The 23,156-nt window shown below is 70.0% G+C and carries 15 protein-coding genes and 1 pseudogene; 9 read left to right on the top strand and 7 right to left on the bottom strand.

Features of this window, described 5'->3' with window-relative positions:
- The first annotated feature begins 212 nt into the window (after positions 1 to 212).
- The 6 genes from VGZ32_RS13130 to VGZ32_RS13105 all read left to right on the top strand — a co-directional run bounded on the left by VGZ32_RS13130 (position 213) and on the right by VGZ32_RS13105 (position 10,280).
- A complete protein-coding gene (locus VGZ32_RS13130) occupies positions 213 to 1,415 on the top strand; it encodes a hypothetical protein (protein WP_326886262.1) in 1,203 nt (400 codons plus the stop codon).
- Between the two features lie 353 nt (positions 1,416 to 1,768).
- Positions 1,769 to 5,011: an FtsX-like permease family protein gene (locus tag VGZ32_RS13125; RefSeq protein ID WP_326886261.1), complete on the top strand. Its 3,243-nt coding sequence runs from the start codon at positions 1,769 to 1,771 to the stop codon at positions 5,009 to 5,011.
- Positions 5,008 to 7,845 carry a hypothetical protein gene (locus VGZ32_RS13120; protein ID WP_326886260.1) on the top strand — a complete coding sequence of 946 codons (2,838 nt, stop codon included), beginning with the start codon at positions 5,008 to 5,010 and terminating at the stop codon, positions 7,843 to 7,845. Before VGZ32_RS13125 ends, VGZ32_RS13120 begins: the two co-directional genes overlap by 4 nt.
- A 50-nt stretch (positions 7,846 to 7,895) precedes the next feature.
- Entirely contained in the window at positions 7,896 to 8,873 is a 978-nt protein-coding gene (locus VGZ32_RS13115; RefSeq protein ID WP_326886259.1) for an ABC transporter ATP-binding protein, read from the top strand.
- A 103-nt stretch (positions 8,874 to 8,976) separates the two neighbouring features.
- On the top strand, positions 8,977 to 9,657 hold the full coding sequence (locus tag VGZ32_RS13110; RefSeq protein ID WP_349263588.1) for an ABC transporter ATP-binding protein: 681 nt from the start codon (positions 8,977 to 8,979) through the stop codon (positions 9,655 to 9,657).
- 293 nt (positions 9,658 to 9,950) lie between these two features.
- The gene (locus VGZ32_RS13105) at positions 9,951 to 10,280 is read left to right on the top strand and encodes a hypothetical protein (RefSeq protein ID WP_326886257.1); all 330 of its coding nucleotides are present in this window, start codon (positions 9,951 to 9,953) and stop codon (positions 10,278 to 10,280) included.
- Between the two features lie 183 nt (positions 10,281 to 10,463).
- On the opposite strand, the gene VGZ32_RS13100 is transcribed toward VGZ32_RS13105, so the two are convergent.
- From VGZ32_RS13100 to VGZ32_RS29170, 5 genes and pseudogenes are all read right to left on the bottom strand, one after another.
- Entirely contained in the window at positions 10,464 to 11,657 is a 1,194-nt protein-coding gene (locus tag VGZ32_RS13100) for a mannosyltransferase family protein (protein WP_326886256.1), read from the bottom strand.
- A 252-nt stretch (positions 11,658 to 11,909) separates the two neighbouring features.
- Positions 11,910 to 15,383, bottom strand: coding sequence for a GH92 family glycosyl hydrolase (locus tag VGZ32_RS13095; RefSeq protein ID WP_326886255.1), 3,474 nt, complete (start codon positions 15,381 to 15,383; stop codon positions 11,910 to 11,912).
- A 255-nt stretch (positions 15,384 to 15,638) separates the two neighbouring features.
- Complete coding sequence (locus VGZ32_RS13090) at positions 15,639 to 17,879, bottom strand: glutaminase family protein (protein WP_326886254.1); 2,241 nt, start codon at positions 17,877 to 17,879, stop codon at positions 15,639 to 15,641.
- A 1,005-nt stretch (positions 17,880 to 18,884) separates the two neighbouring features.
- Positions 18,885 to 19,010 carry a hypothetical protein gene (locus tag VGZ32_RS13085; RefSeq protein ID WP_326886253.1) on the bottom strand — a complete coding sequence of 42 codons (126 nt, stop codon included), beginning with the start codon at positions 19,008 to 19,010 and terminating at the stop codon, positions 18,885 to 18,887.
- A gap of 95 nt (positions 19,011 to 19,105) precedes the next feature.
- Positions 19,106 to 19,282 (bottom strand): annotated as a pseudogene (locus VGZ32_RS29170) (ISL3 family transposase); the annotation flags it as partial.
- Between the two features lie 278 nt (positions 19,283 to 19,560).
- On the opposite strand from VGZ32_RS29170, the gene VGZ32_RS13080 reads away from it, so the two are divergent.
- Both VGZ32_RS13080 and VGZ32_RS13075 read left to right on the top strand, forming a co-directional pair.
- Positions 19,561 to 20,871, top strand: a complete 1,311-nt coding sequence (locus tag VGZ32_RS13080) for an acyl-CoA dehydrogenase family protein (protein WP_326886252.1) — start codon at positions 19,561 to 19,563, stop codon at positions 20,869 to 20,871.
- The gene (locus tag VGZ32_RS13075) at positions 20,825 to 21,196 is read left to right on the top strand and encodes a hypothetical protein (protein WP_326886251.1); all 372 of its coding nucleotides are present in this window, start codon (positions 20,825 to 20,827) and stop codon (positions 21,194 to 21,196) included. Before VGZ32_RS13080 ends, VGZ32_RS13075 begins: the two co-directional genes overlap by 47 nt.
- Before the next feature lie 46 nt (positions 21,197 to 21,242).
- Here the strand turns inward: VGZ32_RS13075 and VGZ32_RS13070 are convergent, their stop codons facing one another.
- Positions 21,243 to 21,656 (bottom strand): hypothetical protein, encoded by a 414-nt coding sequence (locus VGZ32_RS13070; protein ID WP_326886250.1) that lies wholly within the window; start codon positions 21,654 to 21,656, stop codon positions 21,243 to 21,245.
- Positions 21,657 to 21,689: 33 nt separating this feature from the next.
- Positions 21,690 to 22,916, bottom strand: coding sequence for an MFS transporter (locus tag VGZ32_RS13065; protein WP_326886249.1), 1,227 nt, complete (start codon positions 22,914 to 22,916; stop codon positions 21,690 to 21,692).
- 88 nt (positions 22,917 to 23,004) lie between these two features.
- On the opposite strand from VGZ32_RS13065, the gene VGZ32_RS13060 reads away from it, so the two are divergent.
- Positions 23,005 to 23,156: DeoR family transcriptional regulator (locus VGZ32_RS13060; RefSeq protein WP_326886263.1), on the top strand; the 152-nt coding region annotated here is incomplete at its 3' end.

Genomic DNA, 23,156 nt, shown 5'->3' with positions numbered 1-23,156 from the left:
TTTTTGCGAGGGAATGCCAGCGAGGCTCCTGCCCCTTCCCTTCTGCTTGCAGTCGGGGCCGCAGCCGAAACATGATCATCCGAAACTGCGAAAGACGAGGCCCGCGGGCGGCTAACTTCGAAGAGCGGCCGTGAGCCGGTGGCCCGCGCCGCCGCATGCTATAGATTCGGGCGGCGCGGGCCGGGAGAGTCGATTCGTGCGAGGGGGCTGGGATGAGGTTGCGGACTCGGTGGCTGCTGGCAGCGCTGGCGACGCTCGCTGCGGTCGGGGTGTGCGCGGCCATATTGTCCGTGGCTTCGCCCTCCGGGTCGTCCGGCGCCAGCGGAACCGGGCCGCACAATCCTGTGTCGCACAGTCCCGTGCCGCTGAACCCCGATCCCGGGCCGTCGAGCCCCGCGTCGCCCAGCCCCGTCCCGCACGCCGGGCCATCGAGCCCCGGGCCTTCGGGCACGGGAGCAGTCAGCGCCTGCGGCACCGCGCTGTGTACCGGAGGCGCTCCGTGGCACATGTACGGGGCGACGATCTACAACCCCGGCGTCGTGCCGTACCGCTCCGGGCTCAAGGATCCCGCCGACACGATCGCCCTCGCCCGTGATGCGCACCTCAACACGATCCGGATCACCGACTTCCTCGACGTCAACGGTTCGCCGAGCACCGCGCCGTACGACCCCGCCAGATGGCGTCTCGTGGACGGCGTGATCGCCGCAGCCCGGTCGGCCGGCATGCACGTGGACCTCGGCCTCGCCGATTATCGCGCCATGCTGTGGAACAACTGCATCGATCCGTACACGGCGGACTGGAGCAGCTTCCTCTCCTTCGTCGCCGACAGGGTCAACACGGTGGATGGTTCGGTGTACCGGGACGATCCGACACTCGCCCTGGTCTCAATCGCGGGCGAACCGGAACCGGCGAACAAGCCCTACGCATTCAACGCGAGTGCCACCGGCCGACCGTGCACCCTGACGTACTCGACCGGGGACCTGACCGCCTTCTATCGCCAGGCGATCGCCGTCTGGCAAACCCGGCACCCCGCGGTGCTGATCGACACCGGCGGTCTCGGCTACCTCAACGAGACCCACTCCGGCATCGACTGGCGCACGATCTTCGCGCTGCCGGGCAACGCCACGTGCGCCATCAAGACCTACGGCGGCATGCAGGCGTGGGCGCCGACCGCTGCCGCGTACTGCGCCTCCCTCGGCAAACCCCTCATCGACGAGGAGTTCGGCTGGCAACAGCAGGTCGGCGACGATCAGCGCGCCGCGGACTTCGCCGCCACGTACGCGATGCTCCACTCCCTCCACGCCGCAGGAGCCATCTTCTGGAACCTCGGCTACCAGACCGGCCCCACCAGCTACGAGGTAGGCCCGGCAACCCCGAAGACGTTCGCCATGATCCAATTGGGCGCGACCGGGTAGCGCTCAACGCGCAAGCGACGGGTCCGTGATCCGATCAAGCACCCGCACGACGCGACCACCTCGACAGCTCTCCTGAAGACCCACACGCCTCAGCCCCTCGAAACTGCAAGCCCTTGAGAAGGCTGGAGCAGACTGGCAGACGCGTCAGCAGGCAACGCTGCTGGTCACAGCGAAATCGAGTTTCCGAGTACTAGAGTTTCGTGACATCGCCGCGTCGGGCCGGGTGGGACACCGCCACGGCGCAGTCGCTGCTCGGGCGGCTATATTTCCGGTGGTGGGCGGTTATGGGGTCGCCGGTCCGCCAGTACTATCCGCGCGATGAACCGTTCGGGGCTCGGGGAGGATCGGTCGCAGTGTCTATCGGGGGCGGGACGACCGGCGGGCTGACCGCGCGCCGCGCCCGTGTCCAGGCGCGCGTCGTGTTCGCCGCCTTCTTCCTCGCCCTCGGCGCCACCGTCGCGCTCGCCGCCGTCGCCGCTTTCGCCTCCGACGCGGCCACCCGCGCGGTCGCCCAAATCGGCCAGCGCGCCACCCCTGAACAGCGCCGTCTGGTGGTCACCTACACCGTCGCGGGCAGCGAGGCGGCCATCCGGAGCGCCGCCGCGGCGGACATCTCGCAGAACTTCACCGCCCTGCCGTCGCGCCTCGTCACCGGTGTGCAGGCCCCGGCCCTCGCCACGTCGGCAGGCGGCGACACGCCTGTGCTGTGGACCTCGCCACAGCTGGGCCAGTCGGCCTCGCTCACCGCTGGGACCTGGCCTGACGCCGACGACTCCCCCGGCTCGGCCGACGCTGTCCCGGTCGCCGTGTCTACCACCGAGGCGAGCCACTACCGGCTCACCGTCGGCAGCCTGATCCCGCTCGGCGCGGCGACCGTCTCGCCGCGCGCCGGGTCCGTCGCGGTGGTGACGGGAATCTACCGGCCCGCCTCGGCCGCGGATCCGCTGTGGACCATCCCCGAATCGACCGGCGTCGGCACCGAGCCGCTGTACGCCGCACCCGCCGCATTCGACCAGCATCGGGTGTCGTCCGCCGTGTCCTACATCGTCGTCGGGCTCGACTACTCCCGGCTGTCCGAGGCGGGGCTCGACACGGTGCGCGCCCAACTCGCCCGGCTGTCCGACGTCCTCGCCAACGACCCGTCGATCACCGCGGCTCCGGGGCAGGCGTCTGCGGACGCGCAGGCCCTGCTCGACCAGACGTCCCGCGCCCTGGTGGTGGCCCGCCCCGCGATCGCGGTCCCGATCCTCGAGGCGGTCGCGGTGGCCTGCTGCGCGATCGCCGTGACCGCCCGCCTGCTCGCCCGCGGCCGCCGCCCCGAGGCCGCCCTGATGCGCTCGCGCGGTGCTTCCGTGTGGCACCTGCTGCGGTACGACCTGATCGAAACCCTCGCGATCACCGTGCCCGCGGCCGCCCTCGCCCCCTGGATCGGCGCCCGGCTCGCCGCACTCACGGCAGGCGGAGGCGACGGCGCGGGCGTGTGGTCGCTGCCGGATGCCGCCGTCTGGATTGCCGCCGCCGCGGGCGGTCTGGTGTTCACCGGACTGCTCGTCCTGGTCGGCGGGGTGGCCGCGCGCGAGGACTCGGTGGCGCGCGCCGGACGGATCCCCCCGGGAGTCGCCGCCGCCGGGATCGACCTCGCCGCGCTCGCGCTGGCCGCGGCCGGGGTCTGGGAGCTGCGTCGCGGCGTGTCGGCGCAGGCGGCGACCGGGACGCTCGACCCGGTGACGGTCTGCGCACCGACCCTGGCCGTGCTCGCCTTCGCGCTGGTCTCCACCCGTCTGGTCTCGCTGGCCGGCCGGATCGCCCAGCGGATCGCGGGGAGGCGCCGCGGCTGGCCCGGCGCGTTCGGCAGCTGGCACGCGGCCCGGCTGATGCGCACGCACACCGCCGCGGTCGTCCTGATCGCGACCGCGACCGCGCTCGTCGTGCTCAGCGGGGCCGATCGGGCCGCCACCGACCGGTCCGCAGTGGACCAGGCAGACTTTGCGGTCGGCGCGGACGTGCGCGCGACCGGGTTGGGCGTGGACCAGGTACGCTCCGGCGGCCTGGCCGAGACGCTGCCGGGAATCGCCGCCGTCGCCCGAGTCCAACGGATCTCCGCGTCCATCGGTCGCTCGGGCACCGGAGGGCAGGCGACGCTGCTCGCGACCGACCCGGCGCGATGGGAGCAGGTCGCCCGCATCCGTTCGGACCTAACGCCGGCCGGAGCCTCCGCACTGCTCGCGCCGCTGACCGCGCACAGCACGGCCCCGCCCGGGCTGCCGCTGCCCGGCCGCCCTAGCCGACTGAGGCTCACCGTCCGGCTGACCGGCCCGTATCCGATCGGTGCTCGACTCGACCTGTCCGTGGCCGGAGTCTCCGGTGGCGGCGCGACCCTCGACGCGCCGCTCGCCTCGACCGGGGCCGCGCAACCGGTCGCGATCGACCTCACCCCGGCGATCGGCGACGGTTCCACGGTCGCCTGGCCGCTGCGCGTCACCCGGATCGGCGTGCTCATGACGGCGCCGGCGAGCGATCCCGGGGCGCTCGGGTTCGACGTGCTCTCCCTCTCCACGGACGCCGGTCCGGTCGCCGCGGCCGCCGGTCAGAGCTGGAAGCCGACCGCCGACCTGACCGCCCCGACCAGCGATCCGAACGTGCTGGCCGAGCTGAACCCGGCACACGCGGCGACAGCAGTCGGCGTGGGTGCTGCGGGCGGTGCCTCCGTCCTGCTCCACGGCACCTTCGACCCCGGATCGATCCCTGCCGGCGTCGCAACGCAGGGGCAGTCCGCGTACAGCGCCGTTCTCGCGCTTCCAGCTCCCGCGGCGGTGCCGGCGGTGGTCACCGCAGGATTCCTGGCGGCAGCCGGATCTCCCGGTCCCGGTGCGACAGTTGAAGTGGCCGTCGGCGCGAACGTCGTACCGCTGCTGATCGTGAGCACCGCGAAGGCGCTGCCGACGACGCAGCCCTCGGACAACGCCGTCCTGATCGACCAGAACACCCTGAATGCGTACGCAGCCGGACACGACTTCGCTCTCTCCGGAGACACCGAGCTGTGGGCGCGCGCACAGCCGGGCGCCGCCGCGAAGGCCTCGGCCGCGCTGATCTCTTCCGGAGAGGCGCTCGAGGTCCAGGACCGGTTCTCGGCCGCCGCGCAGCTCATGGACGATCCGGTGCGTGACGGGCCGGTGGGGGCGCTGACCATCGCCGCCTTCGCGGCCGTGCTGTTCGCGCTGTTCGGCTATGGCGCACATGTCGCCGCGATCGTCCGCGAACGGATCGCGCAGCTCGCCGCCGTGCGGGCCCTCGGGTTCGGCGCCGCCGACATCGGCCTGGCATTCGGCGTCGAGCAGGCGCTGGTCGCCGTCGTCGGAGTGGTGGCGGGCGCCGCGGCCGGGCTCGGGCTGTCCCAGCTGATCGTCCCCTCGGTGGTGCTCGCCAGGGACGGAAGCGCGCCGCAGCCCTCTGTTCTGGTCGGCCCGGACTGGACGGCGGTGGGGCTCAGCGGCGCCGCGGTGCTTGCCGTCGTCGCCGCGGTGATCTGCTGGATCGCCTTCCGGGTACCCCGGCTGCGGGTCGCGGCGCTGCTGCGCACGGGGGGAGCAGGATGACGGGCGGATACCGGCGCGGCAGGGCGACGATGGCGGCGACGCGGGCTTATGCGGGGCCACTGCTGATCACGGCGCTGATCACGCTCGTCGTGTGCGCCGGGCTGGTAGGCGGCCAACGCGAGCTCTCGGCCCGGACGACCGGCGCGTTCCAGGACTACGTGGAACAGCACGGCTCCGGGGGACGGCTTGTCGCCACGTCCACGATGACTGAGGGGACTTCCGCGGCCGTGCCAGAGGCGACCGGCGACATCGCGGCGAGGCTGCCCGCGCCGAGCAGTGCGTTCGCGCTGTCCGGATGGTCCTTCGCCGAACCCCAGGTGACCGGCGACCTGCCGATGTGGTTGCCGCACGAGTCGCCCGAGACCAGCACCGCCGTGCACCAGGCGGCGTCGCTGCTCACGCTGGAGACAGCCTCAGGTGTTGAGCGAGAACTGCGCTACACGGCGGGTAGGGCACCCGCTTGCCGGGACACGTGCACGGGCACTGACGCCGCGCATCCGGTGCCCATCGCAGTTTCGGAGCTGACCGCGCAAGAGCTGCGCCTGTCGGTCGGGCAGACATACGCGCTGTCGGCCAAGAGCGGCGCCGACCTCTACGTCGGAATCAGCGGTGTGTTCCGCGGCTCTGGCACGACCGCCGCCGGTCCGTCCGGGGACCTGCTCAGCGGCCTGTTGAACCCCTTCGTACAGCAGAAGGTCAACACCTTCGCCGCCGTAGGGCCGGTGCCGTGGATCCAGTGGACCGCGCAGGCGCTGGCCGCCCCAGACGCAGTCGGCGCACTGACCGGCTGGCAGGCGGCGACCGTGACATGGGACTACGCCCTCGTCCCGACCGGGCTGACCGCGGATCGCGCGGTACCGTTCGCCACCGGGATCAAGGCCCTGATCGCGTCCGGGGTACCGATCGCGACTCCGCAGGACAGCACTTCCGGGCGTGCGGCGCAGGGACCGGTTTTCTCCACCGCCGCCGTCGTGAGCGGCGTGCCCGACCTGGTCTCCGGCTTCGAGGCGGACGCCGGGGCCGCCCACGCGCTCGGCCTGTTCGTCCTGGTCGCGGCAGGCGCGGTGGGGATCGCCACGATCCTGCTTGCGCTGCGTGTCCTGTCCGACCGGCAGGCACGCGATCTGTCGCTGCGTCGGGCGCGAGGTCTCGCCCCCGTCGCTGCCGCACGCCGCGCGGCGGTTCAGGCGGCAGGATGCACGATTCCGGCCGCCGCGATAGCCATCGCCGCGTCGTTGTCGGCGATACCCGGCGGTGACGACGGATTCATCATCGGCGTCGCGAGCGCGGTGGTCGTCGGCGTCCCGGCGGCTGCTGCGATCACCGCGCTGCGCTCGTCGTCCTCGTCGCCGGGGGTCTCATCAGCAGGCTTATCCGACCAGGCGCCACCGTCCCGGCGGTCGGCGATACGACGCAGAGCATTGCGACGCACGGGTGTCGTCCTGCTCCTGCTGTTCCTCGTCGGCGCCGCGACCATGGTGCGCACCCAGCTCGCCGCCTCGGCCTCGCCCGACCTGCTCAGCGCGAGCCTGCCGACACTGGCCGCCGCAGTCGGCGCCCTCGCCGTCACCTCGTTGGTCACCCTGCTGGTGCGCCCGGCCGTCCGCCTCGCCTCCGGCCACACCCGGTCCGCCGCGCCGTTCCTTGCCGCCGCCCACGCCGCCCGGCGTCCCGCGTTGCCCACCGCCGCCTCCGTGGCTCTGCTGGTCGCCACATCCTCAGCCGTGTTCGCATCCTGTTTCACCGCGTCCCTGGATGCGGCCCGGCAGCTCGACGCCTGGCGCCGCACCGGCGCCGACCTGCGGATCCAGGTCCAGGGCGACGTCGGCACCGGGCTCGACCCGGCGGCGCTCGCGAGGGTCACGGCCGCCCCCGGGGTGCGCGCCTCGGCCACCGGCACCGTGTTCGCGAACCTGCCGCTGGTCACCCCCCAGGGCCAGGTGTCGGCCACCGTCGTCGTGGTGGATCCGGCCCAGTACGACCGATTGCTCGCCGGAACCCCGCTCGACGGTTCGGGCGTGGACGCGGCGCTGCGGGCCCTCGCGGCGAGCGCCGGTCCGAACGCGGCGGGCGATCTTCCAGCGCTGATCTCGTCGAACCTGGCCGGCTACTTCGCCCCGGGCCGCGACCAGCTCGGCCTGCCGGGCGACACGGTGCCGATCGCCCCCGTCGCTCAAGCCGCCTCGTTCCCGGCGGCCGGCGGAGCAAGCGTCTTCGTCGTGCTGTCCCAGGCCGTGCTGGAGAAGCAGGCCAACGGGGTCGCCCCGCCGTTGACCGCGTCCTGGTTCGACCTGGCTTCGGGCACCGCGAGCGCGCAGGCATTCAGCAGGGCGGAAGCGGTCCCGCTGGCCACCGTGACCGACCGGGCCCAGCTCGCGGCCGGGCTGGACACCGGACCGGTCGGCGCCGTCGCCCGCTGGACCTCGGGTGCGGCGGTCGCATTCGACCTCGTCCTCGCCGCCGTGTGCCTGTTGCTCGCGGGCGCCCTCACGGCCCCGACACGGGCTGCCGGTAAGGCGTTCCTGGTCACCTTAGGCGCGCGGCGCGCGACCGGAGTGCTGGCCTCGGTGCTCGAGACGCTGCCGGCCTTCCTGATGATCGCGGTGGTCGCGGCGGTCGCGGCGCTCTGTGCGCTCGGCGTGCTCGCGCCGTTGGTCGGGCAGCTGGCGGTGGGCTCGCCGAACGGGCTGCCGCTGTCGGACGTCACCGCGCCGCCCGCCGCCGTGTGGGCTGTCGTGGCGGTGCCCGCTGTCGGTCTTTTGCTCGCGGCCGTGCGGGCGGTCGCAGACCACCGCACCCGGCTGTCATTCCTACGAGACGAGCGCGCCGCATGATGGTGCCCGATGAGCAGCGAGACAGTGCGCGGCAAGGGGAAGGAGGCGCGATGACGGAGAGGTCGGAGTCCCAGGAAGAGGGACGGACCAGCCTGCGCGAGATTGAGAAGGCCGCGGGACGGCCCCGCGCCGCGTACGGCACCGATGCCCAGATCGTGTGCGACAACCTGGTGCGCATCTATCAGACCGGCGATGTCGAGGTGCAGGCGCTGCAAGGGCTCGATCTGCTGGTGGGCCGCGGTGAGATCGTCGCGGTGGTGGGAGCGTCGGGCAGCGGGAAGTCGACCCTCCTCAACATCCTGTCCGGGCTGGACAAGCCGACGGCCGGGGCCGTGCGGGTCGCCGGACGCGATCTGATGGCCCTTAAGGCACGCGACCGGCTCGACTACCGGCGCCGGGCGGTCGGCTTCATCTGGCAGCAGACCGCCCGCAACCTGCTGCCTTATCTGACGGCCCGGGAGAACGTCATGCTGCCGATGTCGTTCGCCGGGACGCGGCGGCGACAGCGGGCCGCGCGGGCCGGGGAACTCCTGGACCTGCTCGGGGTCGCGGACGTCGCGGACCGCAGACCGGCGCAGCTCTCGGGCGGGCAGCAGCAGCGCGCCGCGATCGCGACCGCGCTGGCCAACGCCCCCGAGGTGCTGTTCGCGGACGAACCGACCGGCGAGCTGGACTCGGCGACCAGCGCGGACGTGTTCGCCGCGATGCGCGAGGCGAACCGGGAGCTGGGTGTGACGGTGGTCGTGGTCACGCACGACGCGGCGGTATCCGAGCGGGTCGGCCGGACCATCGAGATCCGCGACGGCCGCATCAGCACCGAAACGGTGCGGCCCGGCGCGGACGTCGCGGACGGCGAGACTGTGGTGGCTGCGCAGTCCTACGCGGTGCTGGACCGGGCGGGGCGAGTCCAACTGCCGCGTGAATACATCGACGCGCTGAGCCTGCGCGAGCGAGTGCTGCTCGGCCTGGAGTCTGATCACATCGGCGTGTGGCCGGGGCAGGGCCGCGAGGCGGAGGGGGCTCAGTGAACGGGACCGGAGCGAACGGGTGCGCAATGAAGGAAGCCAGTCGGTGACCGGGCCCGAGGGCCGCTCGGCAGTCGTGGCGGGAGAGGCCGCCGGAACTGGGCCGATGATCGTGGCCCACGAGCTGCGCCGCACCTTCGGCAACGGGTCGCGGGCGGTGCGCGCGGTCGACGGGGTGTCGTTCGAGGCGGCGCGCGGCGAGCTGTGCGTGGTGGTCGGGCGGTCCGGCTCCGGCAAGACCTCGCTGCTCAACCTGGTCGGCGGGCTGGACCGGCCGCACTCCGGAGAGCTGGCGATCGACGGCCGCCCGGTGTTCGGCGAGGGCGTGCGCACCGGCGACGGCGAACTGGCGGCGCTGCGGCGGAACACTCTCGGGTTCGTGTTCCAGTCCTTCGCCCTGCTGCCCGTGCTGACGGCGGCCGAGAACATCGCGATGCCGCTGCGGCTGCGCCGGATGCCGGTCGCGCGGCGCGAGGAGCGGGTCAGGCTCCTACTGGACCTGGTGGGCCTCGCTGCGCACGGTAAGCAGCGCCCGGCGGAGTTGTCCGGCGGGCAGCAGCAGCGGGTCGCCATCGCCCGGGCGCTCGCGAACACGCCACGTCTCCTCATCGCGGACGAACCGACCGGCCAGCTGGACCGGGAAACCGGCCGCTCGGTGATGCGGCTGCTGCGCGCGGTGATCGCCGCAGAAGGCGTCACCGCGCTGGTGGCCACCCACGACGCCGCGATGGTCGAGCTGGCCGACCGGGTGCTGACCTTGCGCGACGGCCGCCTGATCGACATCTAACAGCGTTCGAAATCGGCCGGGCGGCTTGTTCGGCATTGTTCGCCGAACAACCTGGCCTGCTGCCAAACAACAGCCTGGGCTCTATCACTGAGGTGGGTGGCTACGACGGCTTCGATTCGGCACCCCACCAGGACGGTTCCACTCAGCCCCAGAGCTTTGTCGATCCTCGAAACGATTCGCCGAGCAGTCCGAATCGGACCGTCGTAGCCAAGCGGGACTCCCGCGGGCATCGCGCATCGTGGAGGCGGCGCGGCGCAATGCGTGCGAGACCGGGACGATGTAGGGAGTCTGCGGTGGAAGCCGACGAACTGGAACTCGGGCCGACATCAGTCTCTGCGGCATCGTCGGCGATCTCGGACCGGTACAAGACCGTGAAACCGAGGCGCGTGGGAGCCAGGATCCCGGTCACCGTCGTCAAAGCGCTCGCCGCCGATCCCACCGTTAGGCACTCCGAGCGAGGCAGAGAGCTGCTGCGGTTGCTGACGCTGCACGCGATCGCGCCGGATGAATGGGCGGCTCTGGTCGACGCCGTTCCGGCGCACCGCGCTGCCATGATCGTGAAACTCGCCGAAAGCCTCTCGCTGACGTGGCAGCAGTTCGCTGACGAGCTGCGTCGCCGGTGACAGCCGCTCGGTTCACCGTGTTCAGACAGTGCTGCGTTCAGAAATAGAGTTCGCAGGTTCTTGACACCACTTTCGAGTACGCGGCTGCGGACATGCGATCACGACGCTGCGGCAACGAATTTGCCAGCAGGATCCTGCAAGTTCCACAGTCCCGCGTGCAGGACTTCGACACCCGTGCGCCAATCAGTTCGCCCAGTTGCCCGTGGTGTACAGACCCGCCAGGAGGAGGGCGATCGGTGCGCTGACCCAGACATACGCGCTCCCGATCCACGGCCGCCGGTCTGCGGCGCGGGCCAGCAGCAGGTAGAGCGGGAAACAGACGAGCAGGCCCCGGTCGGCGCCCATCTGGTAATTGACACACACCATGCTGGCGAGCACCAACGCGCAGTAGCACGCCTCAGGCCACTCGTGTCGCGCAAGGAGCGCGATGACCAGGAGAGCGGCCGCGATGGTGCACACGAGCTCCAACTCGAACGACCACGACCATGGGTAGTATGCCGAGCTCCAGTGGTCTTCGTAGGCGTTACGCCAGCTGTCGCGGATCGCGATCCAGGGCCAGTCGATCCGAAGATTCCAACCGGCCCGGCTGGCCTGCTGCCAGGCGCTCCAACTGCCGGTGGTCCGGCGCAGGTAGAGCACGTAGAGGAACGGACCGACGGCCGCGGCTGCGGCGCCGGATGCGGCGCTCAGACGGCGCGCAGCGCCGGGTCGGGTCAGGGCGAACAGGACCAGGGCGGGGATCAGGGCCAGCCCGTCGATCCTCGTGAGGCCCGCCAGGCCGGCGAACAGCGAGGCGACGGACCACTCCCCGCGCTGCGCGGCATACCAGGCTGCCGCGGCGAAGGCGAGGAAGACCGGCTCGCTGTAGCCGACGGTCAGGAACACCGCGGCCGGGGCGGTGAACAGGAACAGTCCGGCCCGGGTGCTGCCGGCCATCCGGTTGAGCAGCACGGCTGCGGCGCATCCCGCCAGCAGGGAGAGCAGCAGCACGGAGGCGAGCCAGTTGCGCACGAGCAGGTGTACGAAGGCGAGCAGAAGTGGGTAGCCGGGCAACAAGGCGGCGTTGTTCGGAGTGGACGCCCCTGAGAACAGGCCGTGCTGTGCGTAGTTGACGTAGCGTTTCGCGTCCCAGAACTGGAAGGCGCCAGAACCGGTCAGTGGCTCAAGGCTATGGTTCCCGCCCTGGATCCAGGACGAGTAGTAGGTGATGATCACGAGCGCCGCGTGTGCCCCGATCGTGACGCCGATCGCGGCCCGGTCGCCGCGGCTCAGCCGGCTCAACCAACCCAACCACGGGAGCCGGACGAGCCGGGCAAGCCCCGCTTCGACACCGCCGGCTACCGTGTCGATGCCAGGCGCCGACTCACTCTCGGCCACGGGCACGACCTCGCCATCGGCCGCACCGGCGGTAACCGCATCGGCAGCCACGGCCGCGTGCGCGGCGGGCGTGAGGTCTGCGTCTGGATCGCCGCCAGGCTGATGCTCTGCAAGCCCTTTCGCGATTGAGACGTCTGACATACCTTCTTGCCCGCTCTTGTCCATAGCCGACCCTTTGGCTTTCGCACAGCGCACGGAAGTGACCAACCTGTGCGCGCCCGACATCGGCCGGGCGCGCACACCTTCAGCGGCTCAGCCCGCCGGTTGAGCCGTCAGCTGCTGGAGGTTCGCGGCACTAGCGTAGAGGTCCACCGGTCCGGAATCCCCGGTGCGCACCTGCAAGTGTGTGCCGCCCGCCGAGGGGACGGCTCCTTGCAGGGTCAGCGTCTGCGGTATGCCGGTCAGCTGAATCGTCGCGCTGGTCAGATCCTGCTGGCCGTTCCAGAAGTCCAGGTACACCGTGCCGGTTCCCTGGAGTGTGATCGAGGCCTGGTAGGACTGGCCGGCGGGCAGCGGGGCCGCCGGATCGACCCAGATCCAGGAGTTGGGGGCGGCGTCGGTTTCGGTCCAGTGCACGGCGCTGGCGCCCTGCGGGGTGGTCGCGGCGGCCACCGCGCCCGGTATCGAGCCCACGCCGTTCTCCACCGGGCCCTGCCAGTTCAACTGTCCGGTGGGCGCGGTGCCGAGCAGGTCGGGGCCGGTCGGCACGAGGACCTCGGGCTGGCGGCCGGGCGGGAACTGGAGCGGTCCGGCCGGGTAGGAGGGCGGCGCGTCGGCGGCCGTAGCTCCCCACGACTGGTCCGCCGTGCCGGTCATGGTGTAGTCGAGGCGGGTCGTGGACGACTGCTCCGCGCCCTGCCCGGCGGTCGTGGCCGGGCCGGTGATCAGCGGCGACGACAGCCAGACCGGAGCCCAGGACTGGTCGTCGACTGTCAGGGCATGTACGTACGTGCTCGCTGACGCGCCGGGGGCGTTCATCAGGACCCTGTGCCCGTTGGGCAGGTTGATCAGCGCCTGCGGGAAGATCGGCGCGCCCAGGGTGAGGACCGGCACGCCCGGGGTCTCCGGGTACATGCCGAGGGCGGCCCACACGTACCAAGAGCTCATCGAGCCCAAGTCGTCGTTTCCGGGTTCGCCGCCCGGGGAGTCGGTGTAGACGGTGGACAGCAACTCGTGCACGATCGCCTCGGTCTTATACGGCGCGCCGGCGTAGTCGTAGATCCACGGGATGCCGAGGGAGGGTTCGTTTCCAGCCCATTCGTACGGCTGGTTCGGGCCGGCGTTGAGGGTCTGGAAGAAGGTGTCCAGGCGGGCGATCGTGGCCGCGTCGCCGCCCATGCCCGTGATCAGGCCCTGGAGATTCTGCGGGATCATCCACGTGTACTGCGCCGCGTTGCCCTCCTGGAAGCCGGACTGCCCGAAGCTGCCCATGCCGTCCGTCGTCGGGCCGAACTCGGGGAACTGGCCCGAGCCGTCGCGCGGCTGGATGTAGCCGGTATCGACGTTGAAAAGGTTCGTCCAGTTCTGCGAGCGCTGCAGGTACGTCGTCGAGGTCGAGGTGTCTCCGACTGCGGCGGCCAGCTCGGCGATGCCGAAGTCGGCGCTCGCGTATTCGAGGGTTTCCGAGGCCCCGTTGGGCTCGGGTGACAGGTCGCTCTGGGTGGTGTTCGGCACGTATCCCAGGGACAGGTAGTCCGACAGCTGCGGCCGCTCGACGTACGTGCCCTGACCGAGCTGGCCGGGCGTCGGCACGGTGGAGGCGCCCTTGACCATCGCGGCCAGCGCGGCGTGCGCGTCGAAGTCCCTGGCCCCGAAGGCGTACGCCTCGGCCAGGATCGCGTCGGCGGCGTCGCCGTTCATCACCTGGGTGTAGTCGTTCGCGAAGCCCCACTTGGGCAGCCAGCCGCCCTGTGCCTCGTCATTGAGCAGCGAGGTCATCATCTGGCTGGTTTCCTCTGGGGCGAGGGTGGCCAGCAGAGGTATCTCGGAGCGGTAGACGTCCCAGCCGGAGAAGTTCGCGTACTGGATCTGGCCGGGCGGCGTCTGGTGGATCTGGTTGTCGTAGCCGAGGTAGTCGCCGTTGACGTCGGAGAAAATGCTCGGTTCGAGCAGCGAGTGGTAGAGCGCTGTGTAGAACTCGGTGCTCTGCGCCGGGGTGCCGCCGCCGATCCGGATGCGGCTCAGCAGTTGATTCCACTGCGCGTAGGTGTCGGAGCTGACGCGCCCGACGCTCCATCCGGGTTGTTCGCTTGCGAGGTTCGCCCACGCGTCGGCCTGGCTGGTGTAGGAGAGGGCGACCTTCATCATCACGTCCTGGCGGGATGTGGTGTCGAAGGTGACCCATGCTCCCGACTGGAGGCCCTGGGTGCCGGCGACCTGGGTGCGCGACTCAGAGCCCTTCGCCTCGACGCCCGGAGGCGCGACGAGGGTCCCGGTGGTGGCGGCCGGCGCGCCGTTGGGCCCGGCGGGCATGCGCGGCGCCGACTTGCCCTTCTCACCGGCCTTCGTGGAGCCCGGCGTGGTGACCACGGATTCCGAGCGCAGCGAGACCGCGGACGCCAGCAGGTTGACCGGGCCGGTCGACGCGGTGCGCACCTGGACCTGCGGGGCGCCGATCGAACCGGTCGGGATCTGGGCGTCCACGGTCAGCGTCACAGGGGTCGAGGTCAGGTTGACCGCCTGACCGTCTACGTCCTGCTGCCCGTTGTAGAAGTCGAGGAACACGTCGCCGCTGCCCTGCACGGTGACGCTCGCCTCGTAGCTGTCGCCCTGGGTGAGGGTGGGCGGTGTGGCCTGGATCCAGGTGTTGGACAGCGCGGTGGTCTGCTGCCAGGAGACGGCGCTCTGTCCGTCCGGGGTCGTCGCGGGCGCGACGGTCGGCTGGCTGCCGCCGCTGTTGATCTCGTGGTAGCTCCACGGCAGGTCGCCGGTCGGCTGGGTGAAGACGTTGGGCCCGGTCGGGGCGGTGTGCCAGGTCCCGTAGGAGGAGAACGGCCGGGCGAAGCTGGCGGCGAAGTACACCGGGTAGGTGCCCGCCGAGCCGCAGAACTGGCCCGCCGTCTCGGTTCCGGCGACCTGGTGGTCATTCAGTACCTGGATGTTCGCGGCAACGTTGCCCGACTGGGCGTCGCCCATCTTGAACAGCACGTTCGACGACGTCCCGGCGGGATAGGTGAACTGGGCGACGCCGGTGCGCGCGGTGGCGGCGAGGTCGGACTGGACGGCCGCCGGGGTCGAGGGGTTCAGGGTGACCGAGTAGGAACCCGGGGCGGCGTGCTCGCTGTTGTGGCTGAAGGCCGCGGTGGTGTCGACCGGGTCGGAGCCGATCGCGCCGACGGTGGGCAGGATCGGGAAGTCGCCGTACGCACTGCATCCGGGGCCTGACATGTGGGTGAGGCTGAAGCCCAGGATGGAGGAGTCGTCGTAGTTGTAGCCGCCGCCGTCCGGCCGGGACGGGGTGTCGGGGCTGAAACTCAGCATGCCGAAAGGGGCCGTGGCGCCGGGAAAGGTGTCCACCTGGCCGACGCTCGCGCCGCCCGAGCCGGTGCCGATCATGGGATCGACCAGCGAGGCGGGGTTGTCGACGAGCGCGTCGCCCGCGCCGCCGCCTGCCGGGGTCGCGGCCAGGACGGAGCCGCCGCCCGACACGATGAGCCCGGCGCAGGCGACGGCGACGGCGACCACCGCGGCCCGCAGCCGTCCACCGCTTCCAGGGCGCAAGAACATGGCCGAACCTCCGTATGACAACGTTGTCAACATCCAAGTCAGAGTTCTATCCGTTAGCCCGCCACACCGCAAGAGCCCCTGAGGTCATCGGGTTCTGCTTCTCCTCCGAAGACCACGGTCGCTTGAACCGTGCGGCTCCGCTCAGCGGTTTACGAAGAAGACTGATTTGGTCGGGACATGGCGGACCGGGCGCAGCCATCTCAGTGATGGAATACACGGTTTCCCGTCGCGGGCGCTGCACGGGCTTTCGCCGGGTCACGGACCGAGACTCAGGAGCGCGAAGATGCCGCCGACGACGGGCCTGGCCTGGAAGCCGACCTGGTTGCTCGACACGGTGTCGTAGAGGTCGCTGAACGGCACGCGTGAGGGAGAGCCGTTGGCGAAGTCGTACACGGCTGAGATCAGGAAGCCCGAGGCCGGCTGATCGCGCAGCCAGGCGGCGGTCCACATCTCCCAGTCGCCCTTCGTGTAGGAGTGCCGCGGGTCCAGCGGCACGCCGTACTGGTTGGTCTGCGTCATATACCAGTCGGCCTCCTCGACGGCGACCGACTTGGGCACGAGGCCAAGGCCGAGCAGCGCGTCCGGGTAGCCGTTGTACTTCAGGCTCCACGTACCGGGCTGGTCGTAGGCGAGCTTCAGGTGCTGGGACGAGGTGTCCTGTGCCTTTTGCACCCACTGGGCGATGTAGCCGGCAGCGGTGCCCCGATAGCTCGAGGCGTCGGCGCTGTTGCCGGCAGCCGTCGCGACCTGACTCATCGCGCCGATGCCGATGATGCCCTTGAGCGCGAGGTTCACGCTGTGCGCGATGAAGCCTGTGAAGTCGTCGGTCTGGTTCTGGTAACCGGGATCGAGCGCGTTGGCGACGAGATAGTCGGCCCACTTCTTGAGGATCGTGTAGTGCTGCGTCGCGAACGCTCTCGCGGTGGGCACGTCCACGCGCGCGAGGTAGGCGGCGCTCATGATGAGCATGTTCGCGGACTCCTCGACGGGCATGTCCTCCTGGACGTCCTGTCCGTTGACGATTCCGCCGATCGCGTTCGGGTAGTGCGCGCCGAGGTCGTGCTGCGCGAACTGCTCGGGCCATCCGCCGTTCTCCGCATAGTCGAGGAGCGGAGCCAACAGCAGGCCCAGGTACCCGGGGTCCAGGTATAGGAACGCCGGCATCGCCGGGTAGGTGACGTCGACCGTGGAGACGTTGCCATCGCTGGATATCTCCTTGAGGAAAGCCCAGGGCTGGCCGTTGCGGCTGACCAGTTCCGTGCCGCCGTACGCCTGCCGCAGTGCCAACGCACACAGAGCGGCGTACCTATAGCCGCCCGCGGATGTAGCGTCACGCTGCACCTTGTCGTCGAGCGAGGCGCAGCGGTTCTGGGCCGTGTCAGCATCGGCGTGGAAGAAGGCTGCCATCTGCTGCCAGGTGGGCCAGTACGACAGCCAGAGCGGGGGCAGTTGAGTGCCGAGGTAACTCACGGCCGGCTGCCTGACGTGGCCAAGAGACAGCACCGCGGACCGGGTGGAATCGTGTGCCGTGCCGAGGTCGAAGCAGAAGGCGAACACGGGCCAGTTGTCGCTGATCGGGCGGGGTTGGTTGCTGTCGGCGGTGTCGCCGAGCACGCCGTTGGCCAGGAAGGCTGCGCGAACGGTGACGTCGCTGCCGATCTGCCAGGTCAGGCCGGTCTGGTTCGCGGCGCTCCACACGACGGTGCCCCAGGCGGCCATGTCGCCGTTCTCGGCGAGCACTTGCGGGCTGCTGGGTGCGAAGGACAGCGAGGTGAGCGACGGTCCGCCGGAACCCGCCACCTGCTGCTGCGACCAGCCGATCGACGCGCCCGAGTCGCCGTAGGCCCACTCGCCGGAGATGTCGAGGTAGAGGCGCACGTCGTGGGAGGCGCCGTCGGTGCTCCGGACGCTCGCACGGACGTAGGACATCGGGATCGACTGGCGGCGCAGGTCGCCGGGCTCGATCGGGGACAGGAAGGTGAGCGTGAGCTCCACTCCGGCGGCGGCCAGGACGTACTGCGACGCGGTGGCGGTGAGCGTCAGCGAGCGCTGGACCATCCCGCGCGGCAGCGGCCGGCCGGGCACGTTCGGCGCGCCCAGGAACAGGAACTCGACGCCGTCGATCCAGGCCATACCGGTCATGGCGGTCGTGCGGCCGGTCCAGAAGCTCGGCCAGGTCCCGGCGAGATTGTCCGCGGGCATCCACGTGCTCAGATACGGCGAGCGCACGGCGAGCGGCACGGACGGCGGGCGGATCGGGTCGAAGGAGGGCGGCTGGGCGGTCGAGGCCGCACCCGCGGCCGGGGTGGTAGCAGCGGCGGCTGTGACGGCGGCGGCCTCGGCGGGCCGCACCAGGCCGGGCAGCAGGGCGACGCCCGCGGTGCCGAGGCCGACCGCGCCGGTGCCCCGGAAGAGCCGGCGGCGGCTGAGCCCCGTCGCGCCGTCGGGCTCGCCCGGGTCGGCGGCCTGGCCTGTCGCGTCGATCGATTGAGACAATGCGTTCCTCCGAGAAGGGTGCGTGGGGCACGCCTGCGCAGCCGCACGGACGGCAGGACGGCGCGCCGCCACGAGACGGGTGCGAGCCGGTCCGGGCGCGCGGCAGCCGCGCGCGAAGCGTTCGGAGTCGGCCGAACGGTCGGCGCGTGACTCGAGGGCATGGCGTAGCGATCCGGCGTGGCGCCGGACCTGGATGGGACCGCCGTCGGAGCAGGGCGAGCAGCGGTGATCAAGCCGCGTCGCGTGACGCTCCGCGCGGCGGGCAAGCTCGAGAGGCCACGTTTCGTGCTGGGACGCGACCTTGAGCGCGGGCGAGTGGGATGCCGACGGCGTCGGCTCGCCGCGCTGTGCGGGGTGGTGATCGCGTGCCGTAGCGCGGTCGTCCTCCGCCGTCGGTGTGGTCCGGCCGTGGGCCGGAACGGTTTCTCAGGTCGAGGGCGAAGCGCTGAAGTCGCGGCCTAGTCGGGACGTGGGTAAGAGGTGGTTCCGAGGTGGGATATCGGACCGGACGAGGATTGGCGCGGGGCGCTCACGGGCGCGGATTGGGTGGTACGCGGGAGTCGTGGGCACTGCTACAACGTTGTAACGCCCAATTAACGCACCAGGCCCACCGAGCGTCAAGGGCCGCTTGCCGAGTCTTGCGGTGCTCTCGAGGCAGGCGACAGTCGACTGATCTTCCAGTACTGTGTCACATCTCCAAATCTGCGCACTTCAAAGGGCATGAGTAGGGCACTAGATCACGGAGAACTGAGCGCCGGGCTCGACGCTCCGGCCTCAATGCCTCGCTCCGGCGCCGCCGCGCGTCAGCCTTCAGACGACCGGCCAGCGTTGACAAGTTCCACGAGCGGTGGCTCATGTGATCATTACAACGTTAGAAAGGCGCACCGATAAAGGGCAAACCGGCCTCGGTCTGGGAGCGCTGGAATTGCGCCCACGTGCTCGCCACGCCACGGTGCGGGCTCGACGCCGGCGGCCGACAGTGTGCCGGTCTGCCGAGGGCCGGCGTCATGGTCCGGTGATCAAGCCGGTGATGTTGAGCACGAGGCCAACGATGTTGACGCCGATGGCGATGGCGCTGGCCCATGCCGCCCAGCCCCGGTAGTAGTCGCCGGGACCTCGTGGCAGGTGCATCCTGGCCAGGGCTGATGTCGGGCCAATGTTCGTTCCTGGGCGTCAGTGGACACGGCAAACGACTCTGTCGCAGATCTTGCGGGCAACCTCGATGATCATGCGGCGCAGCGGACGCGGAGCCGGAGCAGGTCGAAGTCGGCTCGTCCGAACATCTGCATTTTCAGCATCTTGATGTGGCTGACGTCGCCTTCTGCGACTCCGGAGCTGAACGGCATGGCCAGTCCGGCCGTGACCGCGACGTGGTCCTGTCTCAGGCCGCGGGTAAAGGAACGATCTGCCGAGCATCCTGCGGCTGGCCGAAAAAGACATGCGGAGGTGGCCGCTCGGGCAGGACCGCTCCGCTGAACCCAGCAGGCAATTCACCGCCGGTAGCTTATGACTATCAGTGCACGATGATGGGCGAGGTAAGACCGCTCTTCGAAGTCAAGCAGAGTGCGAGGTATCATATATCAAAATCCTAATTTAGGTATTACACCGCGACTCAGCGTGATCATTTCCTGTCGAGCCCATAACACCCGTTGCTGGGCCCCGGCAGCTTGAGGAGATTCCGATGACCGATGTCGTTCCCGACGCGAAACAAGACGTCGACTGGTACCGGGCAGGGGTACAACGCCTGCTGCGGGAGGATTTGTTCGATCCACGACGACGGTACGGGCTATCCCTGCGGGATTACATGGATCTGACCATCGACAGAATGAAAGTGATCTTCCGGGAGGGGCTCGTCGACAACGACATGTGGATGGGCCAGTCCAACGAGCGTGCTTTCAGGTCCATGTGCGAGGTGATGGGTCTGACCGGCGCCTTCGATTTCGCCCTCGCGTCGTCCATCACAGACCATCTCATCGCGGGCAGCGCGCTGTTCAACCACGGCGACCCCGAACAGGTCGCCCGCTACCACGACGAGATAACCCGGATGCACCAGGTCTACGCGTTCTGCTGCACGGAACTCGGCGGCGGGACCAATCTCCGCGAGATCGGGACGACGGTTTCCTGGAACCGGTCGGAACACTGCTTCACGCTCGACACTCCCACCGATGCCGCCTGCAAGTTCTGGATCGGCAACATCAAGCACGCCGCAACCGTCGCGATGGTTCTGGCCCGCCTCGTCATCGACGGCGAAGAGCAAGGCCACCACTGGTTCCGGGTGCCGCTGCGCGCTGAGGAGAACGGACCGCCGCTTCCGGGCATCACGATTCTCTCGGCCGACCCGAAAGGCGGCATCCGGGCCAACCAGGTCGGTGGTGCCCGCTTCACCGGGGTCCGGCTCCCGCGCGAAGCACTGATGGCGCGGTACTCGCGGATCGACGCGGACGGGTGTTTCTCCAGCACCCTCCCGGACGCCGACGCCCGCTTCGTGAAGTCCATCGAGACCTTCATCCAGGAGCGGGTTTTAACACTCAGCGCCGGAGCACGGGGCGCCGAACTCGCCGCCTATCTCACGTGGCGGTTCGCCGGACACCGCGAGATCCGCCGATCGCCGTCCCGAAGGGTTCTTCTCGACGAACCGCTGTTCCGCGACCGGTTGTATCCGGTGCTGCTGCGCTGCCTCGCACTGCGCTTGCTCGAGCGTGCTGTCGTCGGGGGTGTCGAGCGCGGCTGGCACACCGATCCCGGCCGCAAACGCATGCACCTTCTCACCGCGACCGGCAAATGTGCTTCCTGGCTGGCCCTGGACGTCCTATCCGCATGTCGTGAAATGTGTGGGTCGCAAGGATTCCATGGCCACAATCAGATCGTCACACTTCGGACCGATCTTGAGGTCAACGTGACCTTCGCGGGCGACAACTCCGTGATGGCCTATCAAGTCGCACGCAATGCCGCGCTCACCCGCGCTCGCGCGTCCTGCCCGAACACTGGCTGAGCGGATCGAGCACGATCTGAGCGAGCTATGGCGGGGGCGGCCGGACGGCTCGTTCACCCACGATGAGGCGGTCACGCTCGTTCACGCCCGCATGCTCGGCCTCATCATGGATGAGCACGACTTCGACCCGCAGGTGCCGCAACAGATCATGGACGATCTGGTAGCCGATTTCGCCGTCCACCGGCTGGGCGCAGTTCAGCGCGCTCTGTCGGCCGACCGGGAGAAGATCGACTTCCTGGCGGAACTGCTCGCGCCGGTGCCCGAACTCATCTCCGCCCCCATCGTCGACGACGGATACTTGGCGGTGTTCAGCCGCCAGGCTTGACGGCACGACCGATGGTCACCGGGTGGCCCTGAGCGCGGGGCCGGGGTTAAGCCAGCCGCGTCGCCAGGGGATCGTCGGGGTGCACTGAGTTGTAAATGTCGGTGCACTCGTCGTGCCGTGGGAAGGTGTCTGGGGAGCCCCAACGGGCGCCCTGCTTCTCAAGGTCGATCGGGAAGCCGCACAGGGTCTGCCGCTCGTTGCCGTCGCCCTCCATCTCCACCACGTGCCATTCGTCGTCATTGAGCGGCACCGAACCGTATGACCAGCGATAACGTTGCGCGTTCTCCATGCGGCAAGTATCGCCGGGGCCACCGCTCACCGCGACCCTACCCTCGCTGAGAACCTCATCCGCGCTGGTGAGATCCGGTAAATGGCCGAGTTCGACGGCGCGAGCGTGACGGATCGCAGAAAGCATGTGTGGCGGACGGTCGCTCAGCACGATCCGCTGGCTGGCGGACATGGGGATTCCTTCCCGCTGTGGCGACGAACGTGTTCAAGCGCGCTGCGCCAGCTCGGACTCGGGTTCGGGATCGGGTTGGGACTCGCGCTCGGATCCGGTACGCAGGATCCCGGCGGCCACGGCGGCGAGCACCAACAGCAGCGCCGGGAGCAGGAACGTGTGGTTGAGCGCCATGAGACGGGTCATCCAGCCGATCAGCGCGGGACCGGCGAGCATCCCGAGGTAGCCGAGGCCGGCGACCCGGGAGACATTGGCGCCCGCGGCGGCGGGATCGGCGTGCCCGGCCGCGCTGAACAGCTGCGGGACGCAGCCGGACAGGCCCAGGCCGAAGATCGCCCAGCCCGTCAGTGCCGTCCAGATCCACGGCGAGAAGGCCACGACCGTCAGACCGACGGCGCCGGTGGCCGCGCCGTAGCGCAGGACGGCCGCCGACCCGAATCGCCGGGAGACGCGATCGGCCAGCAGCCGGCCGATGGTCATGGTCGCCGCGTAGGTGCCGTAGGCGAACGAGGCGGTGGCAGCCGGGGCGCCGAGGACGTTCTTTGCCTCCAGAGCACTCCAGTCGTTGGCAACGCCCTCGCACAGCATGCACATCAACGCCAGCGCGGCGAGGATCCAGATGCGTGCGGGAACGGTACGCCGCTTCGCCGCCGGTTGCCTCGGGCGTCGCGCGGCCGCGGATTCGGTTGCCGGGGACGTCGGTGCGGTCGCCAGCAGGCTGCGGGCCGGAAGCAGGGCGATGACAATGCCCACGACTCCCGCGACGCCGAGGGTCGCGGCGGGAGTCATACCCGCGCTGGTCGCCCGTGCCCCGACGAGCGCAGCGATGACCCCGCCGACGGAGAAGGTGGCGTGGAAGGCGGACATGATGGGTCGGTTGTAGGCCTTCTCCACGTGCACGGCGTGGGCGTTCATGCTCACATCCAGGCAGCCGTTGCCGAAGCCGAACACCAGCAGCGCGCCGGCCAGCGCCCAAGGCTCCCGGGCAAGGCCCGGCAAGACGAGCGACGCACCACACAGCACGCCGGAGGCGGGGACCACCATGCGTGTGCCGAATCGGTCGGCCAACCGGCCGGCGACCTGCATGCCGATGAAGGCGCCGAGGCCGAGGAGCACCAGCAGGCTTCCCAGCGTCGCATGGCTGATGCCCACGCGTTTCTCGACGGCGGGGATCTGCACCAGCCACATGCCCATCAAGGTGCCGTCGAGGACGAAGTAGACGAAGGTCGCCACGCGTGCGGCGCGCAGTGAACGTTCCATGCGACCACCGTAACGAACAATCATAGTGTTTGAAAGATCGCCTTAAGAACAGCTTGAGTGTTCGTTTCAAGTGGTGTTCAATCGCGGCATGAGCAATGCGGACCGGCACCGACTGATCGCCCAGGCCGTGAAGGACTCGGGCAGTGCCACGGTCCCGCACCTCGCCGAGCTGACCGGCGCCTCGGAGATGACCATCCGGCGCGATCTGGACACCCTCGCCGCGCAAGGCGTCCTCGAACG

The organism is Actinocrinis sp., from assembly GCF_035938995.1.
Lineage (GTDB): Bacteria > Actinomycetota > Actinomycetes > Streptomycetales > Catenulisporaceae > DASZGI01.
This window is presented reverse-complemented; position numbering and strand designations above follow the sequence as displayed.

Coding starts and splice junctions, on each gene's coding strand:
- VGZ32_RS13130 (WP_326886262.1), top strand. CDS start 213: ATGAGGTTGCGGACTCGGTGGCTGCTGGCAGCGCTGGCGACGCTCGCT.
- VGZ32_RS13065 (WP_326886249.1), bottom strand. CDS start 22,916: ATGGAACGTTCACTGCGCGCCGCACGCGTGGCGACCTTCGTCTACTTC.
- VGZ32_RS13070 (WP_326886250.1), bottom strand. CDS start 21,656: ATGTCCGCCAGCCAGCGGATCGTGCTGAGCGACCGTCCGCCACACATG.
- VGZ32_RS13080 (WP_326886252.1), top strand. CDS start 19,561: ATGACCGATGTCGTTCCCGACGCGAAACAAGACGTCGACTGGTACCGG.
- VGZ32_RS13110 (WP_349263588.1), top strand. CDS start 8,977: ATGATCGTGGCCCACGAGCTGCGCCGCACCTTCGGCAACGGGTCGCGG.
- VGZ32_RS13120 (WP_326886260.1), top strand. CDS start 5,008: ATGACGGGCGGATACCGGCGCGGCAGGGCGACGATGGCGGCGACGCGG.
- VGZ32_RS13115 (WP_326886259.1), top strand. CDS start 7,896: ATGACGGAGAGGTCGGAGTCCCAGGAAGAGGGACGGACCAGCCTGCGC.
- VGZ32_RS13075 (WP_326886251.1), top strand. CDS start 20,825: ATGCCGCGCTCACCCGCGCTCGCGCGTCCTGCCCGAACACTGGCTGAG.
- VGZ32_RS13095 (WP_326886255.1), bottom strand. CDS start 15,383: ATGTTCTTGCGCCCTGGAAGCGGTGGACGGCTGCGGGCCGCGGTGGTC.
- VGZ32_RS13085 (WP_326886253.1), bottom strand. CDS start 19,010: ATGCACCTGCCACGAGGTCCCGGCGACTACTACCGGGGCTGGGCGGCA.